Source organism: Actinoallomurus acaciae (genome assembly GCF_042429965.1).
Lineage (GTDB): Bacteria > Actinomycetota > Actinomycetes > Streptosporangiales > Streptosporangiaceae > Actinoallomurus > Actinoallomurus acaciae.
In genome coordinates, this window is record NZ_JBHLZP010000433.1 from 1 (window position 1) to 6,859 (window position 6,859).

Here is a 6,859-nt window from a genome sequence, read left to right on the forward strand (position 1 = left end):
CGGCCAGAGCGCCCGGCAGGCGTTCGAGCGCGCCGCCGACGAGGCCGCGGCGGCGCCCGTCACCGGTTCGGCCGCGGTCGTCACGGTGGATGACTCCCACACCGCGCGGGGCGCGAGCGCCCAGCAGGACGGCCGCATCTACGACCAGGACCTGCAGCGGCTCGTCAACGGGCTCTGGGCGGCCGGTGCGACGGCGGTCGCCATCAACGGCCAGCGGATGACCGCCACGACCGCGATCCGCTCCGCCGGCGACGCCATCCTGGTCGACTACCGGCCGCTCTCGCCCCCGTACGTCGTGACCGCCCTCGGCGACGACGGCCTGGGCAAGGCCTTCGCCGGTTCCCCGGCGGGCCGCGCCTTCCGTACCCTCGAGGCCACGTTCGGCATCCGCTTCGACATCCGCCAGGAGGACGACGTGCGACTCCCCGCGGCGCCCGCCCCGCAGCTCCGCTACGCCCAGCCGGAGGAGACCCCCAAGTGATCGCCCTCATCGGCCTCGCGGCCGGAGTCGTGCTCGGCTTCGTCTTCCACCCCGGGGTGCCGCTGTGGCTGCAGCCCTACCTGCCGATCGCCATCGTGGCCGCGCTCGACGCCATGTTCGGCGGCCTGCGGGCCCGGCTCGACGGCGTCTTCGACGACAAGGTGTTCGTCGTGTCGTTCCTCAGCAACACGATCATCGCGGCGCTCATCGTCTTCTTCGGCGACCAGCTCGGCGTGGGCTCGCAGCTGTCCACGGGCGTCGTGGTCGTCCTCGGCATCCGCATCTTCTCCAACGTCGCCGCGATCCGGCGCAAGCTCTTCCAGGCATGAGCGAGCGAACCGGCGAGCCCGAGGCCTCTTCCGGCGAAGAGGGGGTCCCGGGTGCGCGGAAGGGGCTGCTGCGCCCGCGCCTCAACCGGGGACAGGCCATCGTCGCCGTGCTGTGCGCGGTGCTCGGCTTCGCCGTCGCCGCCCAGGTGCGCTCCAACGACAAGGACACCAAGTTCGCCACCGCGCGGCAGGACGAGCTCGTCGGCATCCTCGGCGACCTGTCCCAGCGTTCGGACCGGCTGCGCTCCGACATCCGTGACCTGGACGCCACCAAGTCCGGGCTCGAACACGACGGCCAGGGGCAGGCCGCGCTCGAGGACGCCCGCCGCCGCGCCACGACGTACGGCATCCTCGCCGGCACGCTGCCCGCCACCGGCCCCGGGATCGAGTTGACCATCAACGACCCGCAGGGCCGGGTGCGCGCCGCCTCCCTTCTCGACACGCTGGAGGAGCTGCGCGACGCGGGCGCCGAGGTCGTCCAGGTCGGCGACGTGCGCGTGGGCGTGAGCACCTACTTCACCGATTCGTCCGGAGGTGGGGTGATGGCCGACGGGCACCTGCTCACGCCGCCGTACCGGTTCCTCGCCATCGGCGATCCGCACACGCTCGCCACGGCGATGAACATCCCCGGGGGCGTCCTGCGGACCCTCCACAACAGCGGGGCCGACGGCGTGGTCGCACAGCGTGAGAAAATCACCGTTCAGGCGGTAAGATCACCCTAGGCGGTGTCGTTATCCACTACTTGGGGTAGCGAGGGGTACGCCTGGTTCTTCCCCCGGCGCGGCGGCATGGACCGGCGATCACTACCGACGGTAGCTTGAGGACGGACGACGCCTGTCGTGGTTGACCCCTCGGGCATTGCCGCGTAGGTTGCGGCAACCGTCGTCGTGGCGGGTGAGGGACGAAACGGGCGTCATCGCCGACGGCGCTCGGAGGGGGATGGTGTGCTGGGGACCGAGCAGACGTACGGTGCCGAGCGCTCCTCCTCCACGCCGTACGGTGCCACTGGCACACTCGAGGCCCTAGGTAGGAGGCCGAGCCGATAAATGCCGAGCGTCTACTGCACGCAGTGTGGTCACGCCAATCCGGATGACGCACGCTTCTGCTCGCAGTGCGGAACACCGCTGACCCGGAGTGGGCCGCCGCCGGTGATGGGCGAGCCGAACGACTCCACGTCGACGATATCGCTGGGCGCCGTCGACGCCGAGGTGGGCGACGCCGGCGACGAGGTCCCCGCCGACCACGCCGGCGTCGAGGCCCTCCCGCCGAACACCGCGCTGCTGGTCGTCAAGCGGGGGCCGAACGCCGGGAGCCGGTTCCTCCTCGACAGCGACAGCACCACCGCGGGCCGTCACCCCGACAGCGACATCTTTCTCGACGACGTGACGGTGTCTCGCCGGCACGCCGAGTTCTACCGTCGCGGCGCCCAGTTCTCCGTACGCGACGTGGGCAGCCTCAACGGCACCTACGTCAACCGCGAGCGGATCGACGAGGCGGGGCTGTCCGGCGGGGACGAGGTTCAGATCGGCAAGTTCCGGCTGGTGTTCCTCACCAACCCGCATCACGCCGCCGACGGGCGGCCTCCAGGCGGGCTGTGAGGGCGCTGGAGGTCTGGCCGCCCGGGGCGTACGAGGGCCGCGTCACCGGGTTCGTTGAGCCTCGCCCGCCGCGGGGGCGCGCATGAGCGGTTCGGCCGCACGCGCGTCCATGACGATCGGCGAGGTGCTGGGACTCCTGGCGGCGGAGTTCCCCGACATCACCGTCTCGAAGATCCGTTTTCTCGAGGCGGAGGGGCTGATCGAGCCCGAGCGCAGCCCGTCCGGCTACCGCAAGTTCGCCCCGGCCGACGCCGAACGGCTGCGGTTCATCCTGGCCGCGCAGCGCGACCACTATCTGCCGCTGCGGGTCATCAAGGAACACCTGGACGCGGTCGACCGCGGGCAGAACCCGCCGCCGCTGGGCGAACGCCGCCGCACGCCCCGCGGCCTCGTCGCCACCGACAGCGTCCACGAGGACACCGGCGACGTACGGCTCACGCGCCGGCAGCTCCTCGACGCCACCGGGGTCGATCCCGAGGTGCTCGGCGAGCTGGAGGAGTTCGGGCTCCTCAGCCGGGTCGGCGGCCAGTACGACGGCGACGCCCTGACGGTCGCGCGCGCGGCCGCGGCGCTGCGCTCCTTCGGCTTCGAGCCGCGCCACCTGCGGGCGGTCAAGGCGGCGGCGGACCGCGAGGTCGGCCTGATCGAGGCGGCCGTCGCCCCGACGATGCGCCAGCGCAGCCCGGGCGCCCACGCACGCGCCGCGGAGACCGCGAAGGAGATCGCGTCGCTCTCGCTGAAGCTGCACGCGGCCCTCGTCTCCGCCGGGCTGCGGGCCACCCTCGAACCCTGAGGCCCCGCCGCGCGCGCCGCTGATCATGAAAAGTCCGGATCGGTGACTTCTAGTGACTGATCCGTGCCCGTTCGTGACGGCACGCCCGAAGTCCGCGCGCCACGACGAAGATCATGACGCTGTTCGCCGGGCGTTCGGCCGGGCGCGCGGCGCCTCGATCAGCCTCGTACGCCCGGTGAACCGGGCGGATCCGGCCGTCTGCGGCGCTCCGGCGCGGCCCGGCCGGGGTGTACGTTGGGCTAAAGGGTTTCGGGTAAGCCGTCTTCAGCAGGGAGCCGCAGTGAAGCAGATGGAGGTCGTCGGCGTACGGGTCGAGATGCCCTCCAACCAGCCCATCGTGCTGCTGAAGGAGACGGACGGGGACCGTTACCTGCCCATCTGGATCGGAGCGGTGGAGGCCACCGCGATCGCCTTCGCCCAGCAGGGTGTGCTGCCCGCGCGTCCGCTCACTCATGATCTGTTCCGTGACGTTCTGGACGCCTTCGAGGTCCAGCTTCGCACCGTGAACATCACCGCCCTGCGGGAGGGCATCTTCTTCGCCGACCTGGTCTTCTCCAACGGAGTCGAGGTCAGCGCCCGCCCCTCGGACTCGATCGCCCTGGCCCTCCGCACCGGCGCGTCGATCTTCGCCAGCGAGGACGTGCTGGAGGAGGCCGGCGTCGCGATCCCGGACGAGCAGGAGGACGAGGTCGAGAAGTTCCGCGAGTTCCTCGACACGATCTCGCCGGAGGACTTCGGCCGCGCCACCTGACCCGCCCCCGCGTTATGCGTCCGCCCTTCGCGGACGATGAGATGGCCGGGCCGACGCGTGGACCCGCCACCACTGCCACGCCCCGCCGCGAGCCTGCACCCGGCAGCCGACCAGCCCCACCCCCTTGACGAACACAGGAGCATCCAGGGGAGCCATCCCACTCTCATTGTCCCGGGGTGGGGTCCGCCGAGGGAAGGCGTTCCTGTGCCTGTGGGTGACTCGGGGTCCGGCGCGTGGCCCCTTCGCTCACGCACCACTCATGCGGGACCGCTCCCTCCGCTCGTTCCGCCCATGGTCGGTCCGATCGCTTACGCCTGGCTCGTTCTGTTCACGCCTGGCTATTCGTCCTGGTCTATTCGCCTACATCTGGCTTATCCGGCAACGATCGGCTCGTTCGCTTACGAGTGCCCCACCGTTTACGCGCGGCTCATCCGCTCACGCAAAGCTTCTTCCGCCTCGCACGAGATCTCCGCTCAAGCGCGATCTTTCCGCTTGTGTGTGCCTTCTCCCTCCGCGTTCCGTTCCTCCGCTCATGCCGGGTTCCCCGTCGAGGTGCGGCTCCTCGTCTGACCTGGGATCGGTCCTGGTCATGGCCGTGGAAAGCGCCGAGGTCGGAGGGTTTCCCTTCCGTGGTCCGGGGGCATAGCCTCGTCACCAAGGCCGGTAGTACGTGGGCAGATGCCCCGAAGACGGCGACTGCGGCGATTTGGAGACGTCGTAACGGTTTGCAGTCGCGTGCGACGCGCCGAGGGTGAACGTTGACCCTCGTCTGGCCGCGACCTACCGTGCTGCTTGAACACCTGCGGTGTAATTCCGTCAAACCCCCTTGGTGGATCACTGCGGGATGATAGAGCCGGAGGTCCGCGTGGCGGCAAGCAGCGGCGAGGGCAAGGCGGCCCGCGACAGGCGTGATGCCTCTCAACGCGCCGGAGAACAGGGACTCCTGTTCGGTGGTGCGGTGTCGCCCCTTCCCGACGACGTCGGATATCGCGGTCCGACCGCATGTGCCGCAGCCGGCATCACCTATCGCCAGCTCGACTACTGGGCCCGCACGGAGCTCGTGCAGCCGAGCGTGCGGTCCGCGCACGGGTCCGGTTCGCAGCGCCTCTACAGTTTCCGCGACATCCTGGTGCTCAAGGTCGTCAAGCGGCTGCTCGACACGGGGGTGTCACTGCAGCAGATACGCACGGCCGTCGAGCACCTGCGGAACCGCGGCGTGGAGGACCTCGCGCAGATCACGTTGATGAGCGACGGCGTGAGCGTCTACGAGTGCACCTCACCCGACGAGGTCGTCGATCTCCTCCAGGGCGGCCAAGGAGTCTTCGGCATCGCGCTGGGACGGGTCTGGCAGGAGGTGGAGGCCGGTCTGGCCGAGCTCCCCGCCGAACGCGCCCACAGCGACCACGACACGCCGGGTGACGAGCTGGCGCACCGCCGCCGCGCCCGCCGTACGGGCTGACTCCGGCCCCCGAGGCGCCTCAGATCGCCTCGGAGCGCTGGAGATGGGTGAAGGCGGCCCAGCCGGGCAGCACCGGCAGCCAGAAGGTCAGCAGCCGGAACATCAGCACGGCGGACGTCGCCGTACCCGCCGGCAGGCCGGCCAGCGTCAGGCCCAGCGACAGGGCGCCCTCCACCGCGCCCAGACCGCCCGGTGTCGGCGCCGCCGAGCCCAGCGCGTTGCCCGTCAGGAACACCACGGCGACCGTCGTGAGACCCATCGACCCGCCGAACGCCCGGATCGAGGCGTCCAGGCAGACCACGAACGCCACGGTGAGCAGCAGCGTGCCGCCCATGCCCGTGGCGATCTTCTTCGGGGACTGCAGGACGTCCAGGAGCCGCGGCACGACCCCGGAGAACAGCGACCGCGTCCGGGACGTGATGAGGCGGCGCAGCGGCCCGATCGAGAAGACGACGATCGCCAGGACGGCCGCCCCCAGCAGCGCGATGATGATCATCCGTGAGGGTGGCAGCGAGGGGCCGGTGTCGCCGCTGCCCGTGACGTATCCGAACAGCAGGATCAGCAGCACGTGGCAGCCCATCCCGGTGAGCTGGGAGGCGCCGACGCTGGCGGCCGCCTGCCCGGCCGGCACACCGGACTTCTGCAGGTAGCGGGTGTTCACCGCGATGCCGCCGACCGCCGCGGGCGCCACCAGCTTGATGAACGAGGCGGCGAGCTGGACCAGCACCGTACGCCCCAGCCGCAGCCGCTCCGGCACGAAGCCGAGCAGCATGAACGCCGCCGCGAGATAGCTGAGCGCCGACGCCGCGAGCCCGACGCCGAACCAGCGCCAGTCCGCGTTCGAGAGCAGTCCCGGCACGTCGACGTTGCCGAGCTGGGACAGCAGGATGTACGCGCCGACCATCCCGGCGATCACGCTGATCAGCATGCGGGGGCTGAACCGGTCGAGCTGCGCGGGCTCGGCGACGATCTCCGGGCGCAGGACGCGGATCTGTTCCCGCAGCGCGCTGAGCGACCGCTTGTCCTGGCGCAGGGCCGTCCGTGTGCTCCGGGCGAGCACGACCTTCTGCAGCAGCGGAACCGCGGCGGCGAGGGACTCGGGCCCGAGCACCGCCGCCGCCGTACGGACCGCGCGCTCCGGACCGACGCGCAGGGCCACGTCGGTGAGCAGCTGGGCCAGGTCGATCCGCAGCGCCAGGTCACCGGCCGCCGTCTCGCCGGTGCGCAGGTCGGTGAGGTGGGGGCGGCCGTCCGGGGCGATGAGAACGCTCGCGGCGACCAGCCGGCGGTGTGCGAGCCGGTGCCGTTGGAGCAGGGCGAGCAGCCGCCAGACGTCGGCGAGCAGCGCGTCGGTCAGCTCCTCGTCGGGCAGTTCCGCGAGCGTGCGCCCGGGCACGTGCTCGTACGCCAGCAGCGCCGCCTCGCTGCCCACCTCCGAGGTGGCCAGC

The 6,859-nt window shown here is 71.2% G+C and carries 8 protein-coding genes; 7 read left to right on the plus strand and 1 reads right to left on the minus strand.

The window, feature by feature from the left end; genetic code table 11:
• The 7 genes from ACFFNX_RS37430 to ACFFNX_RS37460 form a co-directional block, all read left to right on the plus strand.
• Nucleotides 1-481 (plus strand): DUF881 domain-containing protein (locus tag ACFFNX_RS37430; protein ID WP_378210782.1); only part of this gene is annotated, 481 nt, incomplete at its 5' end.
• Nucleotides 478-810 carry a small basic family protein gene (locus tag ACFFNX_RS37435; RefSeq protein WP_285576105.1) on the plus strand — a complete coding sequence of 111 codons (333 nt, stop codon included), beginning with the start codon at nt 478-480 and terminating at the stop codon, nt 808-810. The genes ACFFNX_RS37430 and ACFFNX_RS37435, both read left to right, overlap by 4 nt.
• On the plus strand, nt 807-1,532 hold the full coding sequence (locus ACFFNX_RS37440; protein WP_378210783.1) for a DUF881 domain-containing protein: 726 nt from the start codon (nt 807-809) through the stop codon (nt 1,530-1,532). The genes ACFFNX_RS37435 and ACFFNX_RS37440 overlap by 4 nt, the downstream gene beginning before the upstream one ends.
• Before the next feature lie 324 nt (nt 1,533-1,856).
• Nucleotides 1,857-2,408: an FHA domain-containing protein gene (locus ACFFNX_RS37445; protein WP_378210784.1), complete on the plus strand. Its 552-nt coding sequence runs from the start codon at nt 1,857-1,859 to the stop codon at nt 2,406-2,408.
• An 82-nt stretch (nt 2,409-2,490) separates the two neighbouring features.
• Complete coding sequence (ftsR, locus tag ACFFNX_RS37450; protein ID WP_378210786.1) at nt 2,491-3,201, plus strand: transcriptional regulator FtsR; 711 nt, start codon at nt 2,491-2,493, stop codon at nt 3,199-3,201.
• Between the two features lie 280 nt (nt 3,202-3,481).
• A complete protein-coding gene (locus ACFFNX_RS37455; protein WP_285576096.1) occupies nt 3,482-3,952 on the plus strand; it encodes a bifunctional nuclease family protein in 471 nt (156 codons plus the stop codon).
• An 865-nt stretch (nt 3,953-4,817) separates the two neighbouring features.
• Nucleotides 4,818-5,411: a MerR family transcriptional regulator gene (locus tag ACFFNX_RS37460; protein WP_446678547.1), complete on the plus strand. Its 594-nt coding sequence runs from the start codon at nt 4,818-4,820 to the stop codon at nt 5,409-5,411.
• A gap of 19 nt (nt 5,412-5,430) precedes the next feature.
• Here ACFFNX_RS37460 and ACFFNX_RS37465 read toward each other — a convergent pair.
• Nucleotides 5,431-6,859, minus strand: a 1,429-nt coding sequence (locus ACFFNX_RS37465; protein WP_378210788.1) for a lysylphosphatidylglycerol synthase transmembrane domain-containing protein, incomplete at its 5' end; no start/stop codon positions are given.